This window comes from Lentzea roselyniae, assembly GCF_039537795.1.
GTDB lineage: Bacteria > Actinomycetota > Actinomycetes > Mycobacteriales > Pseudonocardiaceae > Lentzea > Lentzea atacamensis.
On sequence record NZ_BAABBE010000040.1, the window covers coordinates 1 to 26,435 of the forward strand.

The following is a 26,435-nucleotide window of genomic DNA, read 5'->3' on the forward strand; positions in this document are numbered from 1 at the left end:
GGGACTACGGTGAGCATGGGCGTGCCTTCCCGACCGACGCGCCAACGTCGGCCTTGCTTGAGGATCAGCAGATCATCGGGAAGGTACGCCCCTTCCCAACTCATCCACAGATTTCAAGCATTGCTCCTCGGTTCGGGGCATCTCCTGTCACCTCCACCGTGCCGCCTCGGTTACCCGGACCGTCCTCCTGGGAAACGTCCGGTCACAGCGTCGGTGTGATGGGGCGGATCGTGCCGTCCGAGTTGAAGTGCAGGCGGTCGATCGTGGTCTCCCGGTTGATGCCGTTGCCGCCGGGCACCGCGAACCGGTGATAGGCCACGTACCACGTGTCGGTACCGGGTTCCCGGACGACCGAGTGGTGGCCGGTGCCGAGAATGCCCTGGCCCGTGCGCTTCTGCAGCACGACACCGCGTTTGGTCCACGGGCCGAACGGCGAGTTCCCGGTGGCGTAGGCGACCTGGTAGTCCTCGCTGCGCGTGTCGTTCTCCGACCACATCAAGTAGTAGGTGCCGTTGCGCTTCAACACGAACGGTGCCTCGTTGTAGCCGGACGGTTTGGACGAGCGCACCTGGGCCGGGTCGAACGAGATCATGTCGCTGTTCAGCCGCACCGCGTGCACGGAACCCTGTCCCCAGTACAAATAGGACTGACCGTCGTCATCGGTGAACACCATCGAGTCGATGGCCTGCCCGGAGAACTGGCCGCCGCGCACCAACGGCCGCCCGAGCGCGTCCCGGAACGGGCCGGTCGGCGAGTCGGCCACCGCGACGCCCAGCTGTTTGGCGGTGTCCCCGCTCGCCATCCCGCCGCTGAAGTAGAAGTAGTACTTGCCGTTGCGCTCGGCGATGGACGGCGCCCAGGCCGAGTTGTCCGCCCAGGACACTCCCGGGCCGAGGTCGAGGATCACGCCGTGGTCGGTCCAGTTCACCAGGTCGGTGGAGGAGAACGCCTTGAACTGGGTACCGCTCCACGACGCGAAGCCGTCGGTGGTGGGGTAGAGGTAGTAGCGCCCGCCGAAGTTGACGATGTGCGGGTCGGCGTACAGCCCGGGAAGCACCGGGCCCTTGTTCGTCTTCGGTGCCCACGGTGCGGTGACGCGGAACGAGCTGTCGGCGCGGAAGCCTGCGGTGTCCTGGTACGGGTCGAGCCACAACTGGTAGTCGCGGTGCCGGATCCGGTGATCCGGATAGTTGTACGCCGCCAACGAGATCGACCCCGCGACCGAGCCGTCCACCGCGCAGAAGGTGGCGTCCTGACGGAACGCCGGTGTGCCGGCGTTGACGTCCAGTCGCAGCCGGAAGTCGTAGTGCCGCAGGAACATTCCACCGACCTGGAAGGAGTAGCACGACGGTGAGGCGAGCCCGGGCAGGACGGTGAAGGTGGCGTCCCGTTTCGCCGCCGCGGTGCTGCCGGAGGTCACCGGGTCGATCCTGCCCGCAGCGGTGACGAACCGGCCGGGGAAGTTGACGGACTCGAGCGAGCGGGCGCCGGTCGCGATCGTGGCGGCGTGGGCGCTGGGCACCACGATCACAGCGCCGAGGGTCAGTCCGACGAGAGCAGCGACAAGCCGGTTCATCACGCGTTGTCCTTGTCCGTCAGGTCAGTTCGTGACTCGGAAGGTGGCGTCGCCGCGCCCGGTCGCGTCGGTGATGGGATCGAGCCTGAGCAGGTAGTTCTGGTGCCGGATGTACCGATCGGGGAAGTTGTAGGACTGGAAGGACGTCCACGACGAGTCGGCGAGGCCGGCCACGCGGCGGAACGTGGCGTCCGCGCGGAAGACGGTGGACCCGTCATCGGGTGCCAGCACGAAGTCGTAGCCGTAGTGCCGCAGGAAGTGGCCGGGGTAGTTCACCGACTCGAACGACACGTAGCCGGAGTTGTTCGCCAGCCCCGGAACGAGCCTGAACTGGGCGTCCTGCGCCGGGCTCACGTTGGCGTCGATGCGGACGTCCATGTTCACGTGCCGCACGTACCGGTCCTGGACGTTGTAAGACTGGATCCTGTTGACAGGCACCGAGTTTCCCCACCGTGCGAGGACGCGGCTCTCCTCGGCGGCCGTGATGTTGAGGATCGACCCGTGCCGCTTGCGGCTCGTGCCCGTGCTGTAGTCCGACCGCGTGCGGAAGTTGCCGGTGCTGCCGAGGTTCGCCGACGTGATCGGCATGTACCCGCGGCCGGTGGCGAACTGGTCGAGCCACAGGTTCCACTCGTTGCGGCCGTTGAACTGCGCCCACATCGGGCCTTCGACGACGTTGCCGCCACCCGTGCCGTTGGAGATGCCCATGTGCGACAGGTTCCCGATGTTGGTCCACGAGCCGAGGATCGAGTTGGCGCCCTCGATCGTGATGTGGCCGTCCGCCGAGGCCCGGTAGTAGCGGTAACCGCCGACGCTGCCGGGCACCTCGACGATCTGCGTGTCGATGATCCCCTGGCGGCCCGAGCGTTCGATGAACACCTGCGGCGTGGTCACACTGCGGAAGTCCCGCGTGCGCGAGTAGTAGATGCGGTGCTTGTACGCCCCGTTCACCACGGTGTTCGTCGCCCAGTAGAGGACGTAGTCGCCGGTCGCCGGGTTGTAGATCGCTTCGGGAGCCCAGGCGTTGCCCGCACCGGAGATCGCGCCCGCGACGTTGACCAGCCACGGCGCCGACCAGTTCACCAGGTCCCGCGACTCCCACACCACCAGCGACTTGCTTCCTCGCTCGGCGGCGTCGCTCCACGACGTCCCGCCGGCGATCCGCAGGTCCGTCGCGATGATCCAGTACCGGTCACCGGCGGGGGAGCGCACGATCGCGGGATCCCTGACACCACGAGTGCCCACAGTGGACACCAGCACCGGCGACCCGTTGTTCAGGTCGTTCCAGCGCAGGCCGTCCTTGCTGTGCGCCAGGTAGATCTGTTCGCCGGTGGCCGACTCCCCGGTGAAGTGGGCCATCAGATAGCCCGTGAACGGGTCGGCGGCGGCCGCAGGCATCGGCAGCCAGACGGAGAGCAGCGAGACGATGACGGCGAACACTGCGGTCGCCTTCGAGACAGCTCTGGACATCTGCGCCTTCTCCTCGTTGACAAGCGCGGCAGGGATGTTAGCGCTAACACCGTGGGTCCATCTTGACGACCGCCTGTGGTGGAGTCAACGGCTGCGAACGGTATTGGCGTGCAGAAGGGGTGTTAGCGCCAACAATTCGAGCCGATCGGCGTCGAACGCCGTCGAATTCAGAACGCGCCCGGTCGCACTGTCCTCATGGCGTCGTCGAGGAATCCGGCCAGTGGCTCGGTGCCGTCGACGCGCAGCCAGGCCGCGTTCGCGACCACCAGGCAGGCGAGTGCGGCCGCGGTGAGCGCAGTAGGGCCCAGGTCGCCACCGGCGGGTTGCTGCATGCGCAGGGCGACGAGCGGCGCCAGCAGTTCCTGCCAGTTCGTCTGCTCTTCCAGGACGCGCGCCCGCAGCGCCGGGGCCTGGCTCGTGATCCGCAGCAGGACCAGGCCGTGGCGGGGGTCTCGTTCAGTCGGTCCCACGATCACGTCGAACGCGCGGCGCAGTGCCGTCCACGCGTCCTCCTCCGCCGGCCTGTTCGCGAGCACGTCGGCCAGCATCGCGCCGACCGCCTCGAACTTCACCAGGACGACGTCCTCTTTGGAGCTGAAATAGCGGAAGAAGCTGCGCTGGGACATGCCGACCGCGGCGGCGATCTCGTCCACCGTCGTGGCGTCGTACCCCCGCTCGACGAAGAGGCCCCAGGCGACGGCCATCAGCTGGGTGCGGACCGCCTGGCGCGTCCGTTCGCGAAGTCCCGGCTTCTCGGTGGTCACGACATCACTGTAGCGCCTGTCGAAATTGACAGGTACTGACGACTTGTCAGTCGCTGTCATATTTGACGTACGCTGTCGACAACGCGCCTACGAACGTTGGAGGAGACAGATGCGCACTCGCAGTGCCACGTCGAGGAAGGTCGCAGCCGTCGTACTGGCTGCGGTGACGGTGGGCGGCATGGCCGGAACCGCGCCGGCGTCGGCATCGAGTCCGGCGAGGGCCCACTCCTGGCAGACGGAAAATCTCGGCCTGCACAAGGCCATCGTCGTGAAGGTGCTCAAGCGGCTCTTCGAGGACGGCGACACCTCGGTGGTGGACCGGTACATCCGCCCGGACTACATCCAGCACAACCCGCTGGCCCCGAACGGCACGGCGGCCCTCAAAGCCTTCGCCGGCCCGCTGGTCACCCAGTTCCCCGACCTGAAGTACGACGTGAAGCGCGTGATCACCGAGGGTGACCTGGTCCTGGTGCACTCCAACGTGGTCCTCACGCCAGGTACCAGGGGTACGGCGGTGGTCGACATCTTCCGCTTCGACCGCGACGGCATGATCGCCGAGCACTGGGACGTGGTCCAGCAGGTGCCCGAGACGTCGGTCAGCGGCAACGACATGTTCTCCACGGTGAGCGCACCGCGGACGAACCAACCGGGGCCGCGGTGGTGGACCGCGTCGAGCAAGGCGGTCGTGACCGGCTACTTCGACCAGCTCCTGGTCCGCAAGGACACCGACGCGGTCGGGTACCTGGCGCCGGAGTACCACCAGCACAACCCCGCTATCCCGAGCGGCTCCGCCGGGCTGCGGGAGATGTTCGCCGCGTTCTTCAGCCAGTTCCCTCAGATGATCGTGGAACGCAAGCGTGTGGTCGCGGAAGGCGACCTCGTCGCCGTCCACTCGCACTACCGGATGAGCCCGACCGATCGCGGTCAGGCCGTCGTGGACATCTTCCGGGTGCGTCCCGACGGGAAGATCGTCGAGCATTGGGACGTGGTCCAGGACGTGCCGGAGACCTCCGCGAACGACAACACGATGTTCTGATCCGCGAGCTCAGGTCGCCGCCCTGGCGAGGTGGTCGCGCAGATAGCGGCCGGTGGCGCTGTCCGGCACACCGGCGATCCGGCCAGGGCTCCCGGTGGCGATGATGCGGCCGCCCGCCGCGCCGCCACCGGGGCCAATGGCGTTCAAGAGGTTCATCGAGGTGTGCGGTGGTGGCCGCCCCCAGAGTCGCATCAGGCCGCCGGTTACCTCAACGTAACCGACAGGTGTGTCTTCAGCTGACGGTGCACGAGTGACCGTTGAGGGTGAAGGACTTCGGAGCCGGGTTGTCCGACATCTGCATCGCGGTGAACACGAACGAGCGCGTGGCGCCGGTGGGAATCGCGGCGAACTCGGGGAGGTTGATGGCGCTCACGTCCGAACCGGACTGACTGATCTTCGCGTGCCGCACCTGCGCCACGACCTGCCCGCTGGTGAACCTCCACCGCAGGGTCCAGCCCGTGACCGCGACGTTCCCGGTGTTGGTGATCACGACCTCGGCGCGGAAGCCGTTCGTCGCCTGGTGGGTGACGCGGTAGCTGACGCCGCATCCGTGCCGGGGAGCAGGAGTGCCGGGCGGGGGTGTGGTGGCCGGTGGCGGTGCGGGTGTCGTCGCCTGGCCGCGGCAGGGCGGACCCCAGAGGCCCAGCCCGGCCTTCGACGCCGCTGCCTCCGCATCGGCGAACGCGGCGTCGTTCGGCGAGTCGGTGCGCAGGATGCCTTGGCGCACAGCCAACAGCGCGTACTCGGTGCCGTCCTGGAGCCGCAGGGGAGACACGCCGCCCGGCACCCGCTCGATCCGCACGGGCTTGTCCAGCAGGAGCCCTTTGGCGAAGGTGGTGGCGGCGGTGGCCCAGCACTCCTCTGGCGCGGCGAGTCCCTCGATCTGGATCCGGGTCGTGTCCGACAGCAGAACGGTGCGTCCGTCGGGGACTCCTCGCACGGTCAGGGTGTCCGTGAGGGTGGGTGGGGCGATGGGCGGCTCCGCGGCCGGTTCGGTGCTGCGGACCGGAGGGGCCGGTTCGCTGACGCAAGCCGCGGTGAGGAGTGCCGCGGTGAGCACCGCGGCCTTCCATCGCCTGCCATTCATCGTTCCCCCGTGCGGCTGGCACGCAATACGCGGATGCGAGCAGTGCTCGGGAAAGTAGACCCAACTTCATTGGTGGTCAATGCACATGGGCAGGTCGTTCGACGCTCCACGAGTCGAATTGAGTCGAATCGCCAGGTCATGGCAGGCAGGCGCGATTCGACGCTGGTTCAGCGACGAGCTGAGTCGTAGGCCTCCCGCGCCGCGAGCACCTGTGCGGCGTGTTCCTCCGCCCAGAGGCCCAGTGCCTGCAGCGGCAGGTGCAGCGTGCGCCCCAGCTCGGTCAGCTCGTACTCGACCCTGGGCGGCATCCCGGCGTACTCGTGCCGCGCGACGAGTCCGTCGCGTTCCAGATCCCGCAGCGTCTCGGTGAGCACCTTCGCGCTGATGCCCTCGACCGTGGCGCGCAGGTCGCGGAACCGCAGGCCGCCACTGCGGCCGAGCGCGATCACCACCATCGTCGACCACTTGTTGTCCATGCGCGCCAACGAAGTGCGCGTCGACCAGATCGCCGCCGAAGCGGTCCACTCCGGATTCTGCGACAAGAGGCCACATCCACTCACGGCTACCTCGAGCTGACTGAACCGGGCACAGCTCAGGGGCAGGTGCGAAGCCCGCGCCTCCCCACCCTGCACCTGGCAGGAATGGAGCGGAAACGATCCGAGCTGACGGAAGGGGAGAGGCGATGTCGAAAACTTTTCAGCGGCGGGCACCGTCAAGAATTGTCGAGTTCCGAAAACTATTTCGGCGTTGACGCAGGTCAAGTCGAGTCTTATGTTCAAAAGAGCTGGCCGCCGCGCGCATTTCCGCACCGCTGGCCTCCGGTCGGCGGTGCATTCTCCGGCCGACAATCGAGGTGAGGACCCGATGTTGCGTTCTGGCACCGCACCCGGCCTGCCCGAGCGGTTCTGCTCGCGCTGGTGGCCGTCCTCGTCGTCATGACTCCGTTGGCCCCGGTGGCCGACGCGTCGGACGTGATCCAGGCGGCGCCGCCGGAAAAGACCGTGCGGGTGTACTGGCTGAGGCCCTACGACGTTCCCTTCGACCAGCGCTGTCCGGACGGCATCGCCCGCGTCATGCGGGAGGCCCAGAGGTACTACAAGCAGGAGCTGGGCAAGACGTTCCAGCTCAACTCCCCGGTGGTCGAGGTCGTCACCGGCGACCGCGACCGCAGCTGGTACGAGAACACGCCCAACGGACCGGACCGGTACTGGTGGTCGGTGTTCAACATGCAGCAGGAGCTGATCCGCAAGCTCGGGCTGGGCGCACCGGACAGCCGGTGGATCAACGTGGGCGAGGTCAGCGCGGAGGGACCGGGCGCCGGCGGCGGTGGCGGCAACGGCTGGGTCATCCTGTCCGGCCATGACGCCGACGGTGACGCGGGTGTCAACGGCCCGATGAACCGTTGGTACGGCGGGATGGTGCACGAGCTCGGGCACGCGTTCGGCCTCCCCGACTCGACGTACACCGACGGCACGCCAATGTCCGCGTCGTTCTACAACTATCCGAACACCCACTTCAACGAGCAGCAGAAGGCCGCTGTCCGCAACGGCCGGTACGGCGGCTTTCTGTCCTGACCGGACGGTCCGGCGTGCCGAAGTCCTTGGCCAGCATGCCGAACAGGAGGTCGTCCGTCCACTCACCCTTGATCCAGGTGTGCTCGACCCGATGGCCCTCCCGGCGAAAACCCAGCCGTGCCAGCAGTTTCGCCGAACGCTCGTTGCGGGCGTCGCACTCGGCCGACACGCGGTGCAGCCCGCGGTCGAGGAACAGGTGCTGCAACATGCGCTGCAGGGCTTCGGTGGCGTAGCCGCGGCCCTGATGCGCCGGGGCGATCGTGTAGCCGATGTCGGCCTGCATGAGGTTCTCGTGCGTGCTGACGCCGATGTCACCGATCAGGGTTCCGTCGAGGTCGACCGCGTACTGGAACCAGCCCGGCTCGGCGGGATCGGTCAACTCCGCGATCAGCCGCGCCGCCGTCTCGACCGGGAACGGCGTGCTCCAGCCCTGGTAGCGCGCCACGTCCGGATCCGACCGGTAGTCCGCCAACGTCTGCGCGTCCTCGGCGGCGAACGGCCGGATCGAGAGACGGGCGCTGGAGAGAATCACGCCGACAGGCTACCGAGGATCGCCCGGCCGGTCGCTGACCTGCCGGGCGATCAACCGCGTTGCCGAGCTACGAGGCGAGCGGGATGTCCCCGCCGACGCCCCACTGGGTCGTGCTGATGCCGCGCACGTACCAGTTGCCTTCCCACGGGCGCCACACGGCGAGGTCGGTCACGCCGTCGCCGTTGTAGTCGCCGGGAACCGGGATGTCCCCGCCGACGCCCCACTGGGTCGTGCTGATTCCACGCACGTACCAGTTGCCTTCCGACGGCCGCCACACCGCGAGATCCGCGACGGCGTCACCGTTGTAGTCACCCACAACAGGAACGTCACCGCCAACGCCCCACTGCGTGGTGCTGATCCCGCGCACGTACCAGTTGCCTTCGGAAGGCCGCCAGACCGCGAGATCCGTGATGCCGTCACCGTTGTAGTCGGCCGCGACAGGGATGTCACCGCCAACGCCCCACTGGGTCGTGCTGATCCCGCGCACGTACCAGTTGCCTTCGGAAGGCCGCCACACGGCGAAGTCCGTGACGCCGTCGCCGTTGTAGTCGCCGGGAACCGGGATGTCCCCGCCGACGCCCCACTGGACCGTGCCGATGCCGCGCACGTACCAGTTGCCTTCAGAAGGCCTCCACACCGCGAAATCGGTCACGCCGTCCCCGTTGTAGTCACCGGGAACGGGGATGTCGGCACCGACTCCCCACTGCGTGGTGCTGATTCCGCGTACGTACCAGTTGCCCTCCCACGGCCGCCAGACCGTCAGATCCGTTGTGCCGTCACCGTTGTAGTCGCCTTCCGGACCCCACTGGGTGAACAGCGAGTACAGCAGCCGGTTCGGTGAACCCGCGCCGGGACCGCCGACCACACCGGCCGTCGCGGTGCGGAGGACGGCGTCGTGCACTCGCTGGGCAGGGGCCGCGGGATGCCGCTGGAGGTACAGCGCCGCCACGCCGGCCACGTGCGGAGTGGCCATCGAGGTGCCGCTGATCGAGTTGGTCGCCGTGTCGCTCGTGTTCCACGACGACGTGATGCCGACGCCCGGTGCGAACAGGTCGGTGCAGCCACCGAAGTTCGAGAACGACGCCCTGGCGTCGTTGGTGCCCGTGGCGTTCACCGTCAGGGCTTGCGCAACCCTGGCAGGCGAGGTCTGGCAGGCGTCGGTGTTGGAGTTGCCCGACGCCACGGCGTAGGTGATGCCCGACGCGATCGAGTTGCGGACCGCGGTGTCCAACGGGTCGAACGCGCCACCGCCCAGGCTCATGTTCGCCACCGCCGGCCTGACCGCGTTGGCGGTCACCCAGTCCACTCCGCTGATCACGCCGGCGAAGCTGCCGCTGCCGCCGCAGTTCAGCACCTTCACGGCGACGAGGCGCACCGACTTCGCCACGCCGTACTCCTGGCCGCCGATCGTGCCCGCCACGTGCGTGCCGTGGCCGTTGCAGTCGGTGTTGTTGCCGTCTCCCGTGGTGTTGGTGCCCCAGCTCGCGCGTCCGCCGAACGTCGTGTGGGACACGCGGATACCCGTGTCGATCACGTAGGCGTGCACGCCCGGCGCGGTCGGCCCGTAGTGGTAACGCTGGTCCAGCGGCAGGTTCCGCTGGTCGATCCGGTCGAGACCCCACGACGGCGGGTTCACCTGAACGCCGTCCACCTTGACCACGGCGTCCTGGTACACCGCCGTCACACGCGGATCACGCGCCAGCGCCTTGGCGTTGGCGGCGTTGGCGTTGACCGCGAAACCCTGCAGCGCGTGCTGCCAGCTCGCGGTCACCTTCCCGTTGTACTGCTTGGCCAGCGAGCCCGCGCTCGCCGCCGCCACGCCGTCGCGGAGCACGACCACGTACTGATCCGCGATCGCCTTCCCCGCCGGTGCGGCGATGACGACCCCTTCTGCCGCCGAGGCCGTCGCCACGACGGTCGTCAGCCCTGTGGCGGCCACCACGATCCCTGCAAGCGCGCGTCGTACGACGCGTCTGCCCGAGGTTTTCACAAAGCCCCTCTCATCCGAGACAAGCCTTGTGCAGGCGCACGGTGCGCCCGTCAGGAAGTCGTCGCAGAAGGCGTTTCATAACTGGAAAAAGTGGGTATCGGCCCAAATGACTCCGTCGGGACCACCCGGCTACGCGAGGTGCTCGCCACGTCCCGGCGCAGACAGCAGCGACAGATCTGGTCCTTTCGCGGCACGGCGTGCCTTGCGATGATGCCCTCAATAACTTCAGTGTTGACCAAAATCAATCATTGCGGAAACGGTCTAGCAATGCCGCCTTGATCGCCGGCCGGGACCCGAACACGAGCAGGAACCCGGCCTCGCGCAGAAGCCGCTGTCCGTGCTCCTGGGCCAGCACCGCCCGGCTTCCGTCGTGCACGACGAGCGCGGCCGCCATCCGCAACGCCAGCTCCGCCGCGGCCGCTCGCGCCAGGGGAACGGCGTCATGAGCGGCGCTGTGCAGGTGCTCCCGGACGGCGTCGAGCTCGGTGTGGCCGAAGCCGGCCAGCCGGATCGCCCGGTTTGCCACTCCAAGTGCGAGCGAGCCGGTGAACCGCACCGACTCCGGGTCGCCCGCCAGGTGCTCTGCTCGGGGCATCGTGGACGTGACACGGTCATGCGGTACGAACAACCGCTCGACTTTCATCGTCACCGTCCGGCTGGCCTGCACCGCGACCATCTCCACCGGCGTCGTGGTGACGCCCGCGCTCTCGACGGCGTCGACCAGTGCCCACACGAGGACGTCGTTGTCGTCGCGAGCCGCGATGTGCAGCAGGTCGACCATGCCCCACCCGGTCACCCACGGCGCCGTGCCGTCGAAGATCCAGCCACCGTCGACCGGCGTGGCACGCAGCAGCGGCGGTCCCGGCCGGACGGCGGCACCGGCGGCGAGTCCGGCGCGAACCCGGCCCGCGGTGAGATCGGCCAGGTACTTCGACCGGAGAGCCTCGTTGCCGGACTTCGCAACCGCCATCACCGCACCGTGGTGCTGCACCCACACGAACGCCGTGGTGAGACATCCTCCGGCGAGGATCTCCACGATCCGTTGCACCGCGGCGTAGTCCGGTACGTCCAAAGTGGTCTCAGGAGACGCCAGGCCGTAGAAACCCCGCTCTGCCAGCAGATCGAGGTGGCCACGCGGAACCCGGTCGGCGGTGTCGACGGAGGGCGCGGCGGTGAACAGGACCTCGTCGGCGATCCGCCGGGCGGCGGCCAGTGCCTCACTCACGGTCGAGCGCCTTGCGGGCGCGGGCGGGCGCCTTGAGCCGCCACGCCTGCTCGACCAGCTCGGCCAGCTGGCCGGTGTCGACCTTCGCCAGGTCGACCAGGATCGCCCCGTACCCGTCGTAGTGCGGGGTGGTGTAGAAGGCGGGGTCGCCGGACGCGAGCAGCGCCGCCTTCTCGTCCAGGTCGCAGATGAGCACGAGCCCGCCCTCGGCCTCCTCCCGCAGCCGCGCGAACCCCTTGCCCGCCACCTTCAGCGAAGGTGTCCGGAACCACGTCGACTGCTCGACTTCCGGCAGCCGCGACGCCATCGTCACCACGTCATCCCACGTAGCCATGGGCGTCATCGTGGCAGTGGTCCGCATCACCCGCCTTGGACGAATGGAAACTCGGATGTGCCAGGTCCGGTACCCGTCGACGAGCACCGGGCCCTGCCGAGCCCGGGGCATGGGAAACTGGTGATCGCACGACGTGGCGTCGTGGCTGTGCCCGGCGGAGACGGTGGTGAAATGGCTGAGGCCAGGAGTTCGTCGATCCGGGAGCGCGTGCTCGACGCCGTCACGGACGGGACGCTCAAGGAACTCGATCTCGACAAACTCCTGACGTTCCTGCTCGAGCGCTCCCGTGAGCTGTTCACGGTCGACACCGTCACCGTCCTGCTGCTGGATCGCAGCGGCACGCAGCTGGTGGCGAAGGCCACCTCAGGCCTCGAGGAGGAGGTCTTCCAGGGAGTCCGCGTGCCGGTCGGCAAGGGCTTCGCGGGCCGCGTGGCCCAGTCGCGGGCACCACTGCAGATCGAGCACGTCGACGAGTCCACAGTGGTCAACCCGCTGCTGTGGGAGCACGGTCTGCAGGTGCTGCTCGGCGTGCCGATGATCGCCGAGGGTGAGCTGACCGGGGTGGTCCACGTCGGCAGCACCACGTCCCGCCGGTTCACCGGCGAGGAGATCGAGGCGCTGCAGCTCGTGGCCGATCGTCTCGCCATCGCGGTGACCATGGACCGGACGCGGTCCGAACGCGCCGCGGCCACGATGCTGCAGGAGAGCCTGCTCCCCGCACGCCTGCCGAGCAGAGAGGGCTGGGAGCTGGCGGCCCGTTACGTCGCGGGCGCGGAAAGCGGTGTCGGTGGCGACTGGTACGACGTGTTCGAGCTGCCCGGTGAGCGCATGGGCGTGGTGATCGGCGACGTCGTCGGCAACGGACTGCGTGCCGCGGTCGTCATGGGACGATTGAGGAGCGCGTTGCGCGCCTATGCGCTGGACTATCCCGATCCGGCCGAGGTCCTGGGCAAGCTCGACCGGAAGGCCAGCCACTTCGAGCACGAGACCATGGCCACCGTCGCCTACGCGGTCATCGACACGGGGGCCCACCGGATGAGTCTCGCCGTGGCCGGGCACCTGCCTCCGGTCGTCGCGCTGCCGGGAGGTGAAGCCCGGTTCGCCGACGTCCGGGTCGATCCGCCCATCGGTTTCGCTCTCGGCAGCACCGGCCGCCGAAGCACGACCGTCGAACTGCCGCCGGGTGCGCTGGTCGTCCTCTACACCGACGGGCTCGTGGAACGCCGGGGGCAGGACCTCGACGCCGGTCTCGAGCGGCTGCGTGGCGTCGTCACCCCGACGGGCGCGGAGGCGGTCTGCATCCAGGTCATGGCCACGATGGTCGGCGACCGGCCGGCGACTGATGACATCGCGCTGGTGGCGATCTGCCACAACGAGAATGCTGAGCAACGCGTCGCGGAGCCACAGAACCGGGCGTGACCTCACAAATGGGCGGCGGTGCTGCCACCAAGCGGAAGCGCGGGCAGGCCGAGCTTGCGGTGATCCCACGACCGGGTCCTGGTGACGTCGACCCGCACAGCGACACGTTTGGCGAGCATGAGCTCCACCATCGGCCGGGCTTCCTCGGTGTAGGGCCCGGTGTAGCGCTCCCACACGCTCACGCCGACCGCCCACAGCGCGTCGGGGTCGTCGACGATCGTGGCGTGTCCTTCCAGTGCGACGCCGCGCAACGTGTCGTAGGTGTGACCGGTCTCGATCATCACGGTGACTCTGTCGTCACTGCGCAGGTTCACGGCCTTCTGCGACTTGGCCTTGGTCTCGAACCACAGCACGCCGTCGATCACCGCGTACCACATCGCGACGAGATGGGGCTGTCCGGAAGGGGCGATCGTGGCGAGGGTGGCGACCCGCTGTTCGATGAGGAACTGGGCGATCTCGTCGGTGGACATCATGATCTGCCCGCGCTGGTTCACTCCCATGTGAGCCCCCTCTTTTGCCACACTATGAGACTTAGTCCAGAATGAGACTATGTCTCATAGTGAAGCGGACGGTCTCGCTGTTCGCAAGAGACGGGCGACCTACGCGCGCATCGCCGCTTCGGCGGCGCGGCTCGCCGGCGAGCAAGGGGTCGGCAACACCACGGTCGACCAGATCGCGCAGGACGCCGAAGTCGCGCGCGCGACGTTCTTCCGCTACTTCGACTCGAAGGAAAGCGCTGTCGCGGAAGGGGTTGCCGGTCCCTGGCTCACCCTGGTGACCGAGGCGATCGCCCGTCAGCCCGGTCACCTGCCCGCGAAGGAGGCGCTGGTGGCCGCCTTCACCGAGCTCGCGGACCAGTTCCCCGCGCACGCGGGTCAGATCCGGGAACTGGCCGGGCTCACGCGCGGGTCACCCGCACTCGCCGCCTGGACCGCGCGGGCGTACCAGCGGTACGAGCACGCCATCGCCGAACTGCTCGTACCGCGCATTCCCGATGCCACCGAACGCGATCCGCGGCAACATCTGCTCGCGGCGCTGGCGATGGCCTCGGTCCGCGTCTCCCTGGACGAGTGGGTTCGTCACGAGGGTGACCTTCCCTCCCTGATCCACCGCGCCCTCGGCTCGATCTCGATCGAGCCGGTGTGACGCTCAGGCGTGGAAACGTGTCCGGCTGGCGGCGACCTTCTCCTCGGTGAACACGCCGGTGTCGAGGAGGGGCAGAACGGACAGCGTTCGACGAAGTGCACCTGGAAGCCGGGCCGCGCGGCCTGGGCGAAACTGGCCGACCTCGGGGACCAGGACCACGTCCCGAGACGCAACGTCGCGTCGGTGGCGTACATGTGCATCAACGGCACCCGCGTGCCGGAGGCAGGGTAGTACCCGACGGCGGTGCACACGCCGCCGGGAGTCAGGGCGCGGAGGTCACGGCGCAGTCCGGACGCGCTGGAGGTCGCCTCCACCGCGACGTCCCGGACCTGCTCAGCGACTACTTCGCGGGGCCGAAGGCGTGGTCGAGGACGTCGCGGGCAACCCCGGCGCCGAGCCGATGCCCGTCCTCGGAAGCGAAGCGGTAGTGCACCCCGGCCCAGACCCTGGCCTGCTTCAGCTCGGCCATGGCCTTGGAAAGGCTGCGGTAGTGACGAGTGGTGCCGGAGTCGGCGCTGTGGGCGCTGAAGTACAGGTCGTCGCGGCCGAAGAACGTGCGCAGGGCGGTCGTGGTGGCGGCGGTGAAGCAGGCGTGCCCTGACGGGTACTCCGGCGACGGCGCGGTGGTCCGCAGCGGGGTCCAGGCCGGATCGCCGTCGGTGGCGGGATTGCCGTCGGTGTCGGCGAGCGGGATCGCGGTCACCGGACGCCAGAAGCTCCAGCGCTTCTTCTCCTGGTAGCAGGCGATGAGCGCGTCGGCGGTGGCGGTGTCCACCATCGCGAACAGGCGGGCGGTCTGCAGGGCGCCGAGCCGGTGGGTCGTGGCGAGCTGACGTTTGATCGACCACTCCACCAGCCGCGGGTCGTCCCACCAGATCGCCGCTTCGGTCTGCTCGGGCGTGCGCGTCGTGCTGGTGGCCGAGCCGAGAGCCTTGACCTCGTTCAGGTCGCGCGCGTAGGCGGCGCTGGTCAGGGCCGGCGGTCCAGGGGTGCGGTGGGGCCTGGGGTCGGTGACGAACGGCTTCAGCGTGGCGAACCAGGCGCCGACCTGGAGGAACTCCGGCGGCGTCGGCCGCCACTGGCCAGGCGCGGTGCCCACGGGCCAGGTGGCGTTGGAGAACGCGCCGTCGTTGCGACGGGCGTTGATCATGGCCGTGGACGTCGCCTCGCCGACAGCGATGCCGCCGCGCTCGGAAGGACCGTCGGGGATCGCGGCGAGCGACTCCTCGTACTTCGTGCGCAGGGAGTCGGCCTGGGCGGGGAAGAGCCAGGCGAGCGTGCGGTAGGCCGCGGTGGCGACGGCTGCCGGGACCGAGTCGCCCGGCCGGCTGCGGGGCGCGACCAGGTACGGCTCGTACGGGGCGCCGGCGATCGCGTTGACCGCGTCGTACACCGCGGCCTGCGTCATCGCGAAACTGCGGGTGGTGGCGGTCGGCGACTGCCGGGCGACCTCGAAGGCGGCGGTCTGGGCATGGAGGTTCCAGGTGATGACGGCGTTCGGCCGGGGTGCCGCTTGTGCCGCGGCGGCCGTGAACACCACCGGCACGGTCAGAGAAAACACGGTCAGCAGAACTGCTCCGCGCAATTTTCCAGGCTCTCGAATACGACGTGCCATGGAATCCCCCAGAGGTGACAGTACCCACCGAAGTCCCAGTATCCAGCGGCGATGAGGCACGGGCAACGAGCCTTGCCGAGCAAGCACTTACTCCGAACGCCGTTTCCCTGAATTCCACCTCATTCCTTCAGGTACGGCGGCGCCTCACCCCAGCCCCATTTCGGCACGGGTGCCCCGTGATAGGGCTTGGCGTCCGGTGCGGAGTTCTGCACCGCCAGTCGCGTGCCCCACTCCAGATAGGAGACGAACGCGGCACGGAACTCGGGATCGTCCGGCAGCGCCACCTCGTCCGCGGCATCCATGATCAGGTTCAGCCACCGCCGGCGTTGCTCCTCGGTGATGGCCCGGCCGAGGTGCTTGGCCAGCATGAACTCATAGCCGCCCCGCTCGGCGGTGTAGGCGGCGGGTCCGCCGAACACCTCACCCAGCCACAGCGCCACGTAGCGGGCATGACCGGGATCCATGCCGGCGAACACCGGCGCGAGCACCGCGTCGTCCGCGACGCGCCGGTAGAACGCCTCGGTCAGCCGCAACAACGCCTCGGCGCCACCGGCCCAGGTGTAAAGAGAAGGTGTTGACTGGTCCTTGATCATGATCCCCACTCCAGCATCACGCGCAACGCCCCAGCAAGTACGCACTTTTTGGTGAGGAACGCCCATGTACCACTGTCCTGTCGAGCTTGCCCTCGACGTCATCGGCGGCAAATGGCGGACGGTCATCCTCGCCCACCTCAAGGAACGCCCGCACCACTATGGCGAGCTGCGCCGCAAGGTGCCCGGCATCAGCGAGAAGATGTTCGTGCAGCGGCTGCGCGAGCTGCAGGACGCGGGCCTGGTGGCGCGGGCCGAGGTGCCTCCGCACGTCGAGTACTCGCTCACCGAGGAGGGCCGGAGCCTGGGGCCGGCTCTTCAGGCCCTCCACGACTGGGGTGTGCTGCGTGCCGCCCGCACCGGTGTGGTGATCGCGCAGGCGTGAACCGCCGTCAGCGGTTCGTAACAACTGATCACCGGCTGGTGCGGCAGGATCGGCGCATGTTCGGAATTCGCGTCACGGCCGGTTCGCTCGTCCTGCTGGCCGCTCTGACCGCGTGTGGCGGTCCGGCCGGCTCACCAGGTCCCACCTCCGGTCCACCGGCAGCGACCTCTACGAGCACCAGCACGCCCCCGAGCGGCACGTCCGCCGTCGCCGCGCCGGAGCAGCTGAAGTTCACCGCCAAGACCGTCGACGGCAAGGACCTCAACGGCGCCGAACTGGCCGGCAAGCCGGTCGTGCTGTGGTTCTGGGCGCCGTGGTGTCCCAAGTGCCAGCGCGAGGCGCCGGGCATGGCGGCGGCGCAGAAGGAGCACGGCGAGAAGGTGACTTTCCTCGGTGTCGCCGCGCTCGACCAGGTGCCCGCGATGCAGCAGTTCGTGCAGAAGTACGGCCTGCAGTCGTTCCAGCACGTCGCCGACGTGGACAGCGCGGTGTGGAAGCGGTTCGGTGTGACCGCTCAACCCGCCTACGCGTTCGTCGGCAGCTCCGGCCAGGTCGAGGTCGTGACCAGCCAGCTGTCCGAGCAGGACCTGAAGCAGCGGCTGAGCAAGCTGGCATGACGCAGACGCTGCTGGTGGCCGTGGTGGCCGGCATGGTCGCCACGGTCAACCCGTGCGGGTTCGCGATGCTGCCCGCCTACCTGGCGCTGGTCGTGACCGGTGCGAGCGAACAGTCCCGTGCGCGGTTGCTGACCCGTGCCGTGGTGTCCAGCGCGATGATGACGCTCGGGTTCGTCACGGTGTTCGGCCTGTTCGGCCTGGTGTTCTCGGTGGTCGCGTCGTCGGTGCAGCGCTACCTGCCGTTCGTGACCGTGGTGATCGGCCTCGCGCTCGTCGTGCTGGGCGTGCTGATGCTGGCGGGCCGGGAGATCACGCTGCTGCTGCCCAAACCGGCCAGGGGAGCGCCGAACCGGCATGTCGGGTCGATGTTCGGCTACGGCGTGGCGTACGCGATCGCGTCGTTGTCGTGCACGATCGGCCCGTTCCTCGCTGTCGCCGGGTCGACGTTGCGCAGCGGTGATCTGCTGGAGGGTGTCACGGCGTTCCTCGCCTACGCGGTGGGCATGGGTCTGGTGGTGACGGTGCTCGCGATCGCCACCGCGCTGGCCAGCGACGTGGTGACGCGACGGGCTCGCTCGTTGCTGCCGCACGTGTCCCGGCTCGGCGGCGTGCTGCTCGTGCTCGTCGGGTTGTACGTGGCCTATTACGGCGTCTACGAGTTGCGGTTGTTCTTGGGCGACGCCGATGCCGCCGACCCGGTGGTCGACGCGGCGGGACGGCTGCAGGGACTTCTCGTCGACTGGTTCACCGCGATCGGGCCGGTCCCGTTCGTCATCGTGCTCGGCGCGCTGTTGGCCGGTGCTGTGCTGCTGATCCGGCGGCGCAGCAGGACGCGGTGACCCGGCACGGATCAGTTCTGGTGCCAGGGGCGCAGCCGAGGCCACCATCCGGGGACAGCGGCCCGGTAGGAGTCGTACTGGGTGCCGAAATCGCGTCGCAGGACGGGTTCCTCGTGGAAGCGGACCATCACGGCGAACGCCAGGCTCACGATCGCGGCGTAGGGCAGCAGGATCCACTGTCCGAAGAGGAGCGTCTGCCCCAGCATCAGCGAGAGCACCGCCAGGTACATCGGATTGCGCACGAACCGGTAGAGGCCACCGACCACGAGCCGGTCCGGCGGGGCCACGGGTGCGGGAGTGCCGAAGCCCTCGGTGACGAACCGGGCGAACGCGGAGATCAGCACCGTGAGTGCGAGCACCAGCACGGCCACGCCGAGAATCCGCAACGGCAGCCAGAACGGCTCCATCCGCCAGCGGGTGAGCAGCCAGGGGATCACCCCCGCGACGCCACCCGGCGCAAGCACGAAGAACCCGGCGGAGCCGAGTGCCGCCTTCCTGGTCTGCATAACGCAAAGGCATACCTCGGCGGAACCACACGCGGTAGCGTCCGTTCCCGTTCCGGCACCGATTCTCACCCGGACGGACTACTAGCTGCCGCGTTGATGCTCACTCACCGCTTGTGCGGTGACCTTCACCGGGTAGACGGAGGTCACGGCGGCGCCGATCGCGATCAGCGGCCACGACGAGAGCGTGGCGCCCGTGGCCAAGAGCACGAGGCCGGCCACGTAGGTCGTCAACAGGCCCAGGATGAACAGCGCGGTGCCGGACAGCCGCAGGTGCCACGACGGCGTGTTCAGCTTCGTCACGAACGCGGGATCGTCTTCCGCGAGGTGTTGTTCTATCGCGCTCAGCTCGCGCTTCTCGTGCTCGGTGAGTCCCACGTAGCCTCCTCGAGTACCGGCCCGCGTACGCCCCACGTCCTGGCCCAGCGTGCGCTCCTACCATCTCCCAGCCTCATCCTCGGCGGGGCAGTTGTCCAGTGGGTCGTCAAGCCGCTCGCCGCCACCGGTCGCGAGCGAAAGTCCCTGGCGGTGTCCCCGCTCACCGTCCACATGTGACACCAGATCGGGCGTTACCGCCAGGCCGTCGCCGCGATGAGGGTTGAGGAGATGTGCGCGCCGGTACTCCGCCTAGCTGGGACACCTCGTGCAGGCCGGCAATGCCTGTCAAGCCGCGCTCATCCTGTTCCGCGACAACAACGACCGTTCCGGTGAAGCGGCCACTTTGGACAGTCTGGGCAACCTCGCCCGGCACGCCGGCGACCACCGCGGGGCTCGCGCGCACTACCGGCAGGCCCTCGACCTGTGCAGCGACCTCGGTGAGACCTACTGGAAAGCCGACATCCTCGATCACCTCGGCCAGACGCACGCCCTCGCCGACGAGCCGCAGGCCCGCGCCGCGTGGCATCGCGCACCGGAGCTGTACCGGGTCCAGCACCGTGTCGAGGACGCGTCCAGCACCAACTGGACACCCTCGGTTCCACGCCTGCAACGAAGGCCGGCCACTTGGTGTTGTGAGCCCTTCGACGGCTAAATTTTTAGCTCGCACAAAACGACAGAAAGCCTTCCCGACAAAGGGTTTCGAAACATCTCGGCAACCTTACGGAGTCGCCTCGGCACTGCTAGTGTCGATAACGGTTCGGCCACGGTCGACGTGGGTCCCGCCGCATCCGGGCTGACCGTCGTAACCGCACCGCCGGCCTGCTCGGCGAGTGGGCCGGCACCGACGGCGGCCATCATCACGATCACCATTTGCGTTCACCGGTCGCATCGCGCTGCCTGGCTGCCGTGCCAACCTCAATGACGAGGAGTACCGCATATGGGTGAAGCCAATTTTCGGCGGTCGAGCCGCAAACGCGGCCGTGTCGCACTGCTCCTCCGCGGTGTCTGCGCCGCGCTGGTCATGGCGTTGACGCCCGGCGTCGCCGGCGCTGATGTGGGTATCACCGCCACGTGCTCGAGCCAGACCGGCAACAACGGCGGCTACTACTACTCGTTCTGGACCGATGGTGGCGGCAGGGTCTGCATGGAGTTCGGCTCCGGCGGCAACTACAGCACCTCGTGGAGCAATGTCGGCAACTTCGTCGGTGGCAAGGGCTGGAGCAACGGTTCGCGGCGAACCGTGAACTATTCCGGCAGCTTCAACCCGTCAGGCAATGCGTATCTGACCCTGTACGGATGGACGTCGAACCCGCTCGTCGAGTACTACATCGTCGACAACTGGGGCACCTATAGGCCCACCGGCACCTACAAGGGCACGGTCACCAGTGACGGTGGCACGTACGACATTTACCAGACGATGCGCTACAACGCGCCCTCCGTCGAAGGCAACAAGACCTTCCCGCAGTTCTGGAGCGTCCGGCAGCAGAAGCGGACCGGCGGATCCATCACCACCGGCAACCACTTCGACGCGTGGAACCGCGCCGGCATGCGGCTGGGCAACTTCAGCTACTACATGATCATGGCGACCGAGGGATACCGGAGCAGTGGCAACTCCAACATCACGGTGAGGTGACCAACCCCGTTCCGGACCGGTTGCGCCACGCCGGCGCACGCCGCAGCCGGTCCACCTTCGCACGTGAGTCCACAAAGGACTGTCAAGGGCTCGGTACCGCAGCAGCGGACGGCTTGACGTGGGCCTGGCGCATCCCGGCGCCATCGCGACCGGCTTCTTCGCCGGTACCACGACCAAGATCAACCCGGCCGCCGCCGACCTTCCCGCCACTATCGCGCGAAGGACGCTCGACGACTACGCCCGGCGACGCGCAGTGTCCTGTCCGAGCCGGGGGTTCAACCGCGCGATGACGTGGGTCGCGCGCCTGCTTCCTCGCACCGCTGTCGCCCGAGCCGTCGGTGCGCTGAACCGGCGGCTGCGCCTGCACGAGGTGGTCGACCTCGTCTGAGGGGCGTCACTGCGCGGTCGGCACCGGGTGACCTTCGGACGCCTGCACGACGACGATGCCCTGACCCGAGAGCGCGAGCTGGTACGCCTCGCCCGAGCCGCGCCCGATGACAGCGCCGAGCTTGGCCGTCTTGCGGATCGACGACTGCAGCGAGGTGGACCAGAGAACAGCGGACTGCATGTCGACGTACGTCGGCACGTCCACGTTCAGCACGACCGGCGTCCCGTACGCGGTCACGGCCAGCGCACCGGTGCCGGTGAACGTGGTGTTGAACAGGCCACCGCTGAGCATCGACGCCCCTTCGGTGCGGTTGATGTCCCACTTGAGCGTGCTGTCGAAGGCGAGCACGTTCTTGCCGTTCACGGTGACGGCCTCATCCTCCAGGTACAGCACGAAGATCTCGTCGGCGTCCTGGGCGAGGAACACGTCGCCGCTGCCCGACACCTTCATCAGCGACATGCCTTCACCGGTGAAGGCCTTCTTGAACAGCTTGCCGAGGCCGCCGGCGCCTTCGTAGGCGAAGTCGACGTCACCCTGGTAGGCGACCATCGATCCCTGCTTGGCGAAGAAGAAGCCGCCGCTGCCGGTGAGATCCACCTTGAGCATGCGGTCGTTCTGCAGCTGGAAACTTCCCGGCTCGACGGACCGTTCTTCGTGGTTGAACAGTGAGCTGCGCATGCCCAGATGATGCAGGTGATCACGAGCCGGTGCATCGCCGGGGCTGTGCCAGTCGTCCTGATCGAACCCTGACCCGGCAGATCAGGCGGAGGTCAGGGGGAAACCCTGATGGCAGATCGCCCGAATGCGGGCAGGCTGGAGTCGTCAGGGGAAATCCGCAGTTCGAGGAGAGCAATGAGCGAATCCAGGCCTGAGTCCGCCCGTACCGCTGTCGACTCGGTGGTCGACGCCGTTCGCGGGCTGGTCAGCGAGGGCATGAACCGTCGCGTGGTCGTGCGTGACAGCAAGGACGACGTGGTGCTGGAGGTGCCGGTGGCTCTCGGGCTGGTGGCGGCGCTGGCCGCTCCGGTGGCCACGACGATCGGCGCGGGTGTCGCGCTGGCCGGCAAGTGTGGAATCACGCTGGAGGACCGCCGGCAGCCCGGTAGCGAGCCCGCGACGACGGTCGAGGCCGAGCGGGTGTAGCCGCGGCAGGGGGTGTCGCGCAGGGGATGCGGCAGGCTGGTGCCGTCGCCAGTGGTGGCGACGGCACCAGCCTGGGCGCGGCAGATGTGGACTGCTCGATCGGTGGCGGAGGACGAGCCTGCGGGGTGCCCGCGTCGCCTGACTCCTATGTGGACGCTCCGACCGCGCTGCATCTCGCGGTACGGTTGCCGGACTCGCGTCGCGCTGAAGCTCTACCTGGCCGACGTCCTCGAGCAGCGCACGAACCTGAGTGAGTTTCACGTCGGCAATCCTTGTGTGCCAACGGATTCGCTACCGACGAGTAACTCAGCGGCCGTCACGTGATGAACCGCACCAGGCACGCCTGGCCCCGTCCGGCTCGGGTACTTTCTCGCTTGGTTCCATCCACATGCTGAGAAGAGACGACCCGTTGACCGAGCACGCCCTGCGCCCGATTCCCGTCCTGGAAGCCGTAGCGGGCTGCGTGCCACCCAGGGTGGTGTCGAACGACGACCTGCCGTCCCACTGGGAGACCAGCGACACCTGGGTGCGCAGGCGCACCGGGATCGGCACCCGGCACTGGGCCGACGAGGGCACGTCGACGGGCGACCTGGCGCTGACCGCGGCCGAAGCCGTGCTGGCCAAGTGCGCGACCAGGTCGGTGGACCTGGTGCTCGTGGCGACGTCCACGCCGGACCACCCGATTCCGGCGATGGCACCCGCGCTGGCCGCGAAACTGGGGCTGGCCGGAGTCGCGGCGTTCGACGTCGCGGCGGTGTGCACGGGTTTCGTGTACGGGCTGGCGACGGCGAGCGGAATGATCGCGTCGGGAGTCGCCCGACGGGTGCTGCTGGTCGCGGCCGACGTCTACTCGACGCTGATCGGCCCGGACGACCGCGGCGCCGGCGTGGTGTTCGGCGACGGGGCCGGTGCGGTGGTCGTGCGCGCGGGTGAGCGGGGCGAGCCGGGCGAGATCCTCGGCTTCGACCTGGGTAGTGACGGCGATGGCCACGACCTCATCACCGTGCCGGGCGGCGGTGCGCGGGACCGGGCGGAGCCGGGCCGGTACGGAGAGCTGGACCGTCATTTCCGGATGAGCGGGCGCGAGGTCTACCAGCACGCCGTCACCCGGATGACCGAGTCTTCGCTGGCTGTGCTGAAAAGCGCGGGCTGGGCGACGACGGACGTCGACCGCGTGGTCGCACATCAAGCCAACGCCCGGATTCTCTCGCTGGTCGGCAGCCGACTGTCCATTCCGGACGAGAAGATCCTCGGCAACATCGAAAGGGTCGGCAACACCGGTGCCGCGTCCATCCCGCTCGCACTCGCCGACGCGGTGGCACGCCGGGAGATCCACGCGGGGGAGAGGGTGCTGCTGACCGCGTTCGGTGGCGGTCTCACCTGGGGATCCGCCGTGCTGGTGTGGCCGGAAGCCGTTTAGTGGCATCCAGGTAGTTCGTCACTCTCTTGACGGTCGACACGATTGTGCCTAACTTCTTGGTGGTGAAGACCGTCCGACGACTGTTCGCCGCCACGATGGTCACGTTGCTGGCCGTGCTGGGCCTGATGCCCGCCGCAGCACAAGCCGCACCGGCGACCCGGTACGACGGAGTCCTGCCGAACGGCGCGACCTGGATCGCGGACGTGCCGGCGAACTGGAACGGCACGCTGCTGCTCTACAGCCACGGCTACAACCCCACGCCGAACAACCCGCCGGTCAACAGCCCCGACCCGGCCGTCGCGGAGGCTCTGCTCGCCCGTGGCTACGCGCTGGCCGGGTCCTCGTACTCCCGCCCGGGATGGGTCGCCGACACCGCCGCGCAGGACGGGCTCGACACGCTTCAGGCGGTCACCGAGATCATCGGCCGGCCGCGCCGCGCCATCGCGCTCGGTACGTCTTTCGGCGGCATGGTCACCGGACAGCTCGCGGAACGAGGAGGCCGGCGGCTGGACGGCGCCGTCGCCACCTGCGGTCTGATGGGTGGCGGGATCGACCTGCACAACTACCAGCTGGACGGGTCGCACGCGATCGCGCAGCTGCTCCTCGCGGGGCAGCAGGTCAAGCTCGTCGAGTTCACCGGCCCCGCCGAGGCCGCCGCCACGGCGGAGCGGATGATCGCCGCTCTGGACCAGGCGCAGGCCAGCCCGGCCGGTCGCGCCCGGACCGCCCTGATCGCGGCCCTGTACCAGGAGCCGGCCTGGGTTCCGGGGCAGCCGAAACCCGCACCGGGCGACATCGACGCGCAGGTGGTGGGCCAGTACCAGAACCTGCGCGCGATCCTGCCGTTCATCCTGCTCGGCCGTGCTGACATGGAACGGAGCGCGGGCGGCAACCCGACGTCGAACAAGGGCGTGAACTACTGGCGGCAACTCGCCGAGTCCGAACGCCTTCCCCAGGTGGCACAGCTCTACCAGCGGGCCGGTGCGGATCTGCGGGCCGACCTGAACCTGCTGACGCGTACGGCGAACGTGACCGCCGACCCCGCGGCGTACCGCTGGATGACCCGAACCTCCACGCTGAGCGGACGGTTGGACATGCCGGTGCTCACGATGCACACCACCGACGACGGTCTCGTCCCGGTGCAGCACGCGGAGGAGTACGCCGACGACGTCCGCGCCAGTGGTTCCGCCGCGCTGCTTCGGCAGGCGTACACGGATCACGCGGGGCACTGCGCCTTCACGACCGCCGAACTGGTCGCGGCGGTGGTCACCGTGGACAAGCGCATCGAGACCGGGCGCTGGGACGGACTGGCCGATCCGCGCCGGCTGCAGGCCCTCGCCGGCTCGCTCGGGCTCGGCCCGGCCGCCTTCGTCGGGTTCCGCCCCCCGGAGTTCCTCGGCGACCGCTAGACCGTTTGTGTCCCTCCGATCGGCTCTGCCCGCCACCGGCCAACCCTGGGACCGTGCTGAGGCATGGGTAAACGAAGAGTCCTGGTCTTCACCATCGCCCTGGCGACGTTCGCCACCCCGTCGGTCGCGGCACCTGTCGAGACCGGCACAGCCGCCTACGCCGTGAGCGGCGTGCGCACTGTCGAGCAACGCAGCCAGATCGCCCGCATCGGTGCTGCCATCGATGAAGTCGAGGAGCACGGAACAGTCGTGGTCACCGCGACCAAGGCCGAGGTCCGTGCGATGAGAGCACAGGGGTTCAGCGTCGAGGAGGTGCCCAAGCGCACCGAGGAGGGCGCGGCGGCCGGACCGTTCGACTTCCCCACCGGGGACGCGAACTACCACAACTACGCGGAGATGACCGCTGAGATCGACCGGGCGGTCGCCCGGTATCCGGGCGTGATCAGCAAGCGGGTCATCGGGCGGTCGTACCAGAACCGCGAGATCGTCGCGCTCAAGATCAGTGACAACGTCGGCGTCGACGAGAACGAGCCCGAGGTGTTGTTCACCGCGCACCAGCACGCGCGGGAGCACCTGACCGTCGAAATGGCGCTGTACCTGGTGAAGCTGTTCACCGAGCAGGCCGAGCCGCGGGTGAAGGCGCTGGTCGACTCGCGGGAGATCTGGATCGTGCCGGACGTCAACCCTGATGGCGGCGAGTACGACATCGCGACCGGCAGCTACCGGAGCTGGCGCAAGAACCGGCAGCCCAACGCCGGTTCCACGGCCATCGGCACGGACCTCAACCGCAACTGGTCCTTCAAGTGGGGCTGCTGCGGCGGTTCGTCCGGAAGCCCGAGCAGCGACACCTACCGCGGCGCGCGGGCCGAGTCGGCGCCGGAGGTGAAGGTCGTCGCGGACTTCGTGCGCAGCCGTGTCGTCGACGGCAAGCAGCAGATCAAGGCGTCGATCGACTTCCACACCTACAGCGAGCTCGTGATGTGGCCGTTCGGCTGGACCTACGACGACGTCGCGCCCGGCATGACGAAGGACCAGCGGGACGCGTTCGCCACGATCGGGCAGTCCATGGCCGCTACCAACGGGTACACGCCCCAGCAGGCCAGCGATCTCTACATCACGGACGGCTCGATCCGGGACTGGCTGTGGGGTTCGCAGGGCGTGTTCTCCTACACGTTCGAGATGTATCCGGGCTCTTCCGGCAGCGGCGGCGGTTTCTACCCGCCGGACGAGGTGATTCCGGCGCAGACGGCCCGCAACAAGGAGGCGGTGCTGCAACTGCTCGACCGCGCAGACTGCCCGTACGAGGCCATCGGCAAGGAGGCGCAGTACTGCTGACGTACGGCGCGAGCGTCTGTCCGTTCA

The 26,435-nt window shown here is 68.5% G+C and carries 31 protein-coding genes; 15 read left to right on the plus strand and 16 right to left on the minus strand.

Going from position 1 to position 26,435, the window contains the following annotated elements:
• Nucleotides 1–202: 202 nt before the first annotated feature.
• The 3 genes from ABFX45_RS40585 to ABFX45_RS40595 form a co-directional block, all read right to left on the minus strand.
• Nucleotides 203–1,576, minus strand: coding sequence for a family 43 glycosylhydrolase (locus ABFX45_RS40585; protein WP_346136156.1), 1,374 nt, complete (start codon nucleotides 1,574–1,576; stop codon nucleotides 203–205).
• A 24-nt stretch (nucleotides 1,577–1,600) separates the two neighbouring features.
• Nucleotides 1,601–3,046, minus strand: a complete 1,446-nt coding sequence (locus ABFX45_RS40590) for a glycoside hydrolase family 43 protein (RefSeq protein ID WP_346136158.1) — start codon at nucleotides 3,044–3,046, stop codon at nucleotides 1,601–1,603.
• Nucleotides 3,047–3,213: 167 nt separating this feature from the next.
• Nucleotides 3,214–3,810 (minus strand): TetR/AcrR family transcriptional regulator, encoded by a 597-nt coding sequence (locus ABFX45_RS40595; protein WP_346136160.1) that lies wholly within the window; start codon nucleotides 3,808–3,810, stop codon nucleotides 3,214–3,216.
• Between the two features lie 109 nt (nucleotides 3,811–3,919).
• Between ABFX45_RS40595 and ABFX45_RS40600 the strand changes: the two genes are divergently transcribed.
• On the plus strand, nucleotides 3,920–4,846 hold the full coding sequence (locus ABFX45_RS40600) for a nuclear transport factor 2 family protein (protein ID WP_346136162.1): 927 nt from the start codon (nucleotides 3,920–3,922) through the stop codon (nucleotides 4,844–4,846).
• Nucleotides 4,847–4,855: 9 nt separating this feature from the next.
• On the opposite strand, the gene ABFX45_RS40605 is transcribed toward ABFX45_RS40600, so the two are convergent.
• The 3 genes from ABFX45_RS40605 to ABFX45_RS40615 all read right to left on the minus strand — a co-directional run bounded on the left by ABFX45_RS40605 (nucleotide 4,856) and on the right by ABFX45_RS40615 (nucleotide 6,475).
• Complete coding sequence (locus tag ABFX45_RS40605) at nucleotides 4,856–5,002, minus strand: hypothetical protein (RefSeq protein WP_346136164.1); 147 nt, start codon at nucleotides 5,000–5,002, stop codon at nucleotides 4,856–4,858.
• A gap of 76 nt (nucleotides 5,003–5,078) precedes the next feature.
• Entirely contained in the window at nucleotides 5,079–5,933 is an 855-nt protein-coding gene (locus tag ABFX45_RS40610) for a cellulose binding domain-containing protein (RefSeq protein ID WP_346136166.1), read from the minus strand.
• A gap of 167 nt (nucleotides 5,934–6,100) precedes the next feature.
• A complete protein-coding gene (locus ABFX45_RS40615) occupies nucleotides 6,101–6,475 on the minus strand; it encodes a winged helix-turn-helix transcriptional regulator (RefSeq protein WP_346136168.1) in 375 nt (124 codons plus the stop codon).
• Nucleotides 6,476–6,868: 393 nt separating this feature from the next.
• On the opposite strand from ABFX45_RS40615, the gene ABFX45_RS40620 reads away from it, so the two are divergent.
• Entirely contained in the window at nucleotides 6,869–7,507 is a 639-nt protein-coding gene (locus ABFX45_RS40620) for a hypothetical protein (RefSeq protein ID WP_346136170.1), read from the plus strand.
• Here the strand turns inward: ABFX45_RS40620 and ABFX45_RS40625 are convergent.
• The 4 genes from ABFX45_RS40625 to ABFX45_RS40640 form a co-directional block, all read right to left on the minus strand.
• Complete coding sequence (locus tag ABFX45_RS40625; RefSeq protein ID WP_346136172.1) at nucleotides 7,449–8,039, minus strand: GNAT family N-acetyltransferase; 591 nt, start codon at nucleotides 8,037–8,039, stop codon at nucleotides 7,449–7,451. The genes ABFX45_RS40620 and ABFX45_RS40625 overlap by 59 nt on opposite strands.
• Before the next feature lie 67 nt (nucleotides 8,040–8,106).
• Nucleotides 8,107–9,978, minus strand: coding sequence for a S8 family serine peptidase (locus tag ABFX45_RS40630; protein WP_346136174.1), 1,872 nt, complete (start codon nucleotides 9,976–9,978; stop codon nucleotides 8,107–8,109).
• A gap of 292 nt (nucleotides 9,979–10,270) precedes the next feature.
• Nucleotides 10,271–11,254: an acyl-CoA dehydrogenase family protein gene (locus ABFX45_RS40635; protein WP_346136176.1), complete on the minus strand. Its 984-nt coding sequence runs from the start codon at nucleotides 11,252–11,254 to the stop codon at nucleotides 10,271–10,273.
• Entirely contained in the window at nucleotides 11,247–11,588 is a 342-nt protein-coding gene (locus ABFX45_RS40640; protein WP_346136178.1) for an MmcQ/YjbR family DNA-binding protein, read from the minus strand. The genes ABFX45_RS40635 and ABFX45_RS40640 overlap by 8 nt, the downstream gene beginning before the upstream one ends.
• Before the next feature lie 171 nt (nucleotides 11,589–11,759).
• On the opposite strand from ABFX45_RS40640, the gene ABFX45_RS40645 reads away from it, so the two are divergent.
• Nucleotides 11,760–13,007 carry a PP2C family protein-serine/threonine phosphatase gene (locus ABFX45_RS40645; protein WP_346136180.1) on the plus strand — a complete coding sequence of 416 codons (1,248 nt, stop codon included), beginning with the start codon at nucleotides 11,760–11,762 and terminating at the stop codon, nucleotides 13,005–13,007.
• Nucleotides 13,008–13,009: 2 nt separating this feature from the next.
• On the opposite strand, the gene ABFX45_RS40650 is transcribed toward ABFX45_RS40645, so the two are convergent.
• Nucleotides 13,010–13,507, minus strand: coding sequence for a pyridoxamine 5'-phosphate oxidase family protein (locus tag ABFX45_RS40650; protein ID WP_346136181.1), 498 nt, complete (start codon nucleotides 13,505–13,507; stop codon nucleotides 13,010–13,012).
• A 49-nt stretch (nucleotides 13,508–13,556) separates the two neighbouring features.
• On the opposite strand from ABFX45_RS40650, the gene ABFX45_RS40655 reads away from it, so the two are divergent.
• Together ABFX45_RS40655 and ABFX45_RS40660 are read left to right on the plus strand one after the other, a co-directional pair.
• A complete protein-coding gene (locus tag ABFX45_RS40655) occupies nucleotides 13,557–14,153 on the plus strand; it encodes a TetR family transcriptional regulator (protein ID WP_346136183.1) in 597 nt (198 codons plus the stop codon).
• Nucleotides 14,154–14,162: 9 nt separating this feature from the next.
• Nucleotides 14,163–14,384 (plus strand): hypothetical protein, encoded by a 222-nt coding sequence (locus tag ABFX45_RS40660; RefSeq protein ID WP_346136185.1) that lies wholly within the window; start codon nucleotides 14,163–14,165, stop codon nucleotides 14,382–14,384.
• A 109-nt stretch (nucleotides 14,385–14,493) separates the two neighbouring features.
• Here ABFX45_RS40660 and ABFX45_RS40665 read toward each other — a convergent pair whose 3' ends face one another.
• Entirely contained in the window at nucleotides 14,494–15,738 is a 1,245-nt protein-coding gene (locus ABFX45_RS40665; RefSeq protein WP_211337718.1) for a vanadium-dependent haloperoxidase, read from the minus strand.
• A 149-nt stretch (nucleotides 15,739–15,887) separates the two neighbouring features.
• Entirely contained in the window at nucleotides 15,888–16,361 is a 474-nt protein-coding gene (locus tag ABFX45_RS40670; protein WP_346136188.1) for a group II truncated hemoglobin, read from the minus strand.
• Between the two features lie 64 nt (nucleotides 16,362–16,425).
• Between ABFX45_RS40670 and ABFX45_RS40675 the strand changes: the two genes are divergently transcribed.
• Genes ABFX45_RS40675 through ABFX45_RS40685 form a run of 3 tightly spaced genes read left to right on the plus strand, consistent with a single transcriptional unit; the run spans nucleotide 16,426 to nucleotide 18,199 of the window.
• Entirely contained in the window at nucleotides 16,426–16,743 is a 318-nt protein-coding gene (locus ABFX45_RS40675; protein WP_109641508.1) for a winged helix-turn-helix transcriptional regulator, read from the plus strand.
• A gap of 56 nt (nucleotides 16,744–16,799) precedes the next feature.
• The gene (locus tag ABFX45_RS40680; RefSeq protein ID WP_346136190.1) at nucleotides 16,800–17,360 is read left to right on the plus strand and encodes a redoxin domain-containing protein; all 561 of its coding nucleotides are present in this window, start codon (nucleotides 16,800–16,802) and stop codon (nucleotides 17,358–17,360) included.
• Nucleotides 17,357–18,199 carry a cytochrome c biogenesis CcdA family protein gene (locus ABFX45_RS40685; RefSeq protein WP_109641510.1) on the plus strand — a complete coding sequence of 281 codons (843 nt, stop codon included), beginning with the start codon at nucleotides 17,357–17,359 and terminating at the stop codon, nucleotides 18,197–18,199. Before ABFX45_RS40680 ends, ABFX45_RS40685 begins: the two co-directional genes overlap by 4 nt.
• Before the next feature lie 11 nt (nucleotides 18,200–18,210).
• On the opposite strand, the gene ABFX45_RS40690 is transcribed toward ABFX45_RS40685, so the two are convergent.
• A complete protein-coding gene (locus ABFX45_RS40690) occupies nucleotides 18,211–18,705 on the minus strand; it encodes a methyltransferase family protein (protein ID WP_346136193.1) in 495 nt (164 codons plus the stop codon).
• Nucleotides 18,706–18,786: 81 nt separating this feature from the next.
• Nucleotides 18,787–19,080, minus strand: a complete 294-nt coding sequence (locus ABFX45_RS40695; RefSeq protein WP_346136195.1) for a DUF3040 domain-containing protein — start codon at nucleotides 19,078–19,080, stop codon at nucleotides 18,787–18,789.
• Nucleotides 19,081–19,345: 265 nt separating this feature from the next.
• On the opposite strand from ABFX45_RS40695, the gene ABFX45_RS40700 reads away from it, so the two are divergent.
• From ABFX45_RS40700 to ABFX45_RS40710, 3 genes are all read left to right on the plus strand, one after another.
• Nucleotides 19,346–19,732 (plus strand): tetratricopeptide repeat protein, encoded by a 387-nt coding sequence (locus ABFX45_RS40700; RefSeq protein ID WP_346136197.1) that lies wholly within the window; start codon nucleotides 19,346–19,348, stop codon nucleotides 19,730–19,732.
• 285 nt (nucleotides 19,733–20,017) lie between these two features.
• Nucleotides 20,018–20,713 (plus strand): glycoside hydrolase family 11 protein, encoded by a 696-nt coding sequence (locus tag ABFX45_RS40705; protein WP_109641514.1) that lies wholly within the window; start codon nucleotides 20,018–20,020, stop codon nucleotides 20,711–20,713.
• Between the two features lie 118 nt (nucleotides 20,714–20,831).
• On the plus strand, nucleotides 20,832–21,101 hold the full coding sequence (locus ABFX45_RS40710; protein ID WP_346136199.1) for an SDR family oxidoreductase: 270 nt from the start codon (nucleotides 20,832–20,834) through the stop codon (nucleotides 21,099–21,101).
• 6 nt (nucleotides 21,102–21,107) lie between these two features.
• Here the strand turns inward: ABFX45_RS40710 and ABFX45_RS40715 are convergent, their stop codons facing one another.
• The gene (locus ABFX45_RS40715; protein WP_109641516.1) at nucleotides 21,108–21,779 is read right to left on the minus strand and encodes an AIM24 family protein; all 672 of its coding nucleotides are present in this window, start codon (nucleotides 21,777–21,779) and stop codon (nucleotides 21,108–21,110) included.
• Between the two features lie 174 nt (nucleotides 21,780–21,953).
• Between ABFX45_RS40715 and ABFX45_RS40720 the strand changes: the two genes are divergently transcribed.
• From ABFX45_RS40720 to ABFX45_RS40735, 4 genes are all read left to right on the plus strand, one after another.
• Nucleotides 21,954–22,244 (plus strand): DUF4342 domain-containing protein, encoded by a 291-nt coding sequence (locus ABFX45_RS40720; protein WP_112227458.1) that lies wholly within the window; start codon nucleotides 21,954–21,956, stop codon nucleotides 22,242–22,244.
• 388 nt (nucleotides 22,245–22,632) lie between these two features.
• A complete protein-coding gene (locus ABFX45_RS40725; RefSeq protein ID WP_346136202.1) occupies nucleotides 22,633–23,664 on the plus strand; it encodes a beta-ketoacyl-ACP synthase III in 1,032 nt (343 codons plus the stop codon).
• 62 nt (nucleotides 23,665–23,726) lie between these two features.
• Nucleotides 23,727–25,073, plus strand: a complete 1,347-nt coding sequence (locus ABFX45_RS40730; RefSeq protein ID WP_346136203.1) for an alpha/beta fold hydrolase — start codon at nucleotides 23,727–23,729, stop codon at nucleotides 25,071–25,073.
• 63 nt (nucleotides 25,074–25,136) lie between these two features.
• Complete coding sequence (locus ABFX45_RS40735) at nucleotides 25,137–26,408, plus strand: M14 family metallopeptidase (protein ID WP_346136205.1); 1,272 nt, start codon at nucleotides 25,137–25,139, stop codon at nucleotides 26,406–26,408.
• Nucleotides 26,409–26,435: the final 27 nt, after the last annotated feature.